This is a genomic window from Paenibacillus sp. FW126-R14 (genome assembly GCF_058789495.1).
The window spans coordinates 1-1,728 of the sequence record NZ_JBYTBS010000128.1; the positions used below are offsets into that span (position 1 = coordinate 1).

The 1,728-nt window shown below is 51.1% G+C and carries 1 protein-coding gene; it reads left to right on the forward strand.

Features of this window, described 5'->3' with window-relative positions; all coding sequences use genetic code 11:
- The first annotated feature begins 123 nt into the window (after nucleotides 1-123).
- Nucleotides 124-1,698 (forward strand): IS5 family transposase, encoded by a 1,575-nt coding sequence (locus AC3WRW_RS32950; RefSeq protein WP_492550430.1) that lies wholly within the window; start codon nucleotides 124-126, stop codon nucleotides 1,696-1,698.
- Nucleotides 1,699-1,728: the final 30 nt, after the last annotated feature.

Below are 1,728 nucleotides of genomic sequence, written 5' to 3' on the forward strand. Positions count from 1 at the left end.
TAGGGCTTGCTGAATAATCAAAAGATCCTTATTTCACAAGGGTTTTAGAGCATTTTTGTCGAATTCATCTGCAAAGAAAACACGGAAAATCAGTAAAAAACCTTGCAGATGGAGTGAGTGAAAGTGTTCGTACTGAATCGAGATATGGCAGACCTGTTGGAAAACTTCTATTTGCCCTTTGGCGGAAAATTAAATCCAACCAACCGCTGGGTGCAACTTGCGGCGATCATCCCTTGGGACAAAGTAGAAGAGAAATATGTAGGCTCGTTCAAGTCAGCAAGCATCGGCCAAAAGGCGTACTCTGCACGTATCGCCCTCAGCTCACTTATCATTAAGGAGCGCCTTGGTTTAAGCGACCGCGAGACGACCTTGCAAATCCAAGAGAATCCGTATCTGCAGTTTTTCTTGGGCTACACTGCTTTTGTAGATGAAGAACCGTTTCATCACACCCTGTTGACGCATTTTCGGGAGCGTCTAGGCTTGGAAATCCTGAGTGAAGTTAACGACTGGATTGCTGGGGCCGCACTGCAAGCAGAGCGAGAGGCTGAGGCGAAACAAAGATCGTCCAAACGAGATCACGATGACGACGACGAAGGCGGCTCGCAGCTCACCATGGAAGTTGGGGACGCGTTCACCATTCCCGAGGGTACCCCTGTTGTGGCGAAGAAAACCCGCAACATGGTGAAAAAGCTACACGTTCTGCCGCCCACAGCAGCATCGACAACGGATGTCACGAACAAGGGCACCCTCATGTTGGATGCGACATGCGCGCCTGCGGATATCAAGTATCCGACGGACCTAGGGCTGCTGAATCACGCTCGTGAAATCCTTGAAGACATCATTGACGTATTGCACCTTCCCCATATCGGAGCAATGGAGAAGCCGCGCACTTACCGCGAGAAAGCCCGAAAATCGTTCCTGAGCGTATCCAAACAACGCAAAGCATCGGGCAAGGTGATCCGTAAAGCGATCAAAAAGCAGCTTGGCTTCGTGGGACGGGATTTGCGGATCATCGAAATGCTCCTGAAGCATACGTCTTTCATAGAGCTGAGCAAAAGGCACTATCGCCAGCTTCTGATCATCTCGGAGCTCTACCGCCAGCAGCGTGAAATGATGGAGAAGAAGACGCACGTCATCGCCGATCGCATTGTGAGTATCGAACAGCCGCATGTGCGTCCGATGGTTCGAGGCAAAGCTGGAGCGAACGTGGAGTTCGGCGCCAAAATCGCCGCCAGTCTGGTGGACGGTTACGCCTGGATCGAAACGGTACAATGGGACAGTTTTAACGAAGCAACGACGCTCCAAGCATCGGTAGAAGCGTACAAGCAGCGATGTGGGTATTACCCTGCCGTCATTCTGGCCGACAAAATCTACCGCAATCGAGACAACCTAAACTATTGCAAGGAGCTTGGGATTCGCCTTAGTGGCCCCAAACTCGGCAGACCCTCGAAAGAGCAAAATGATGTCGACAATCGTGTGCAAGAGCGGCAGGATGCCGCACAGCGCAATGCGATCGAAGGGAAGTTTGGAGAAGGTAAGCGTAAATTGGGACTGGGTCGTATTCGCGCGCGCGGTGCCGAAACCAGTTTGACCGTCATCGCCCTTCAGTTTCTGGTCATGAATCTGGAACGGCGACTACGGGTTCTCTTTTTCCTTTTTTTCAGACTGTTTGGATTTAGAGATTTGCGTTGGGCGTAAGCTGGAGCGAATCTTGTTCAGCAAGCCCTA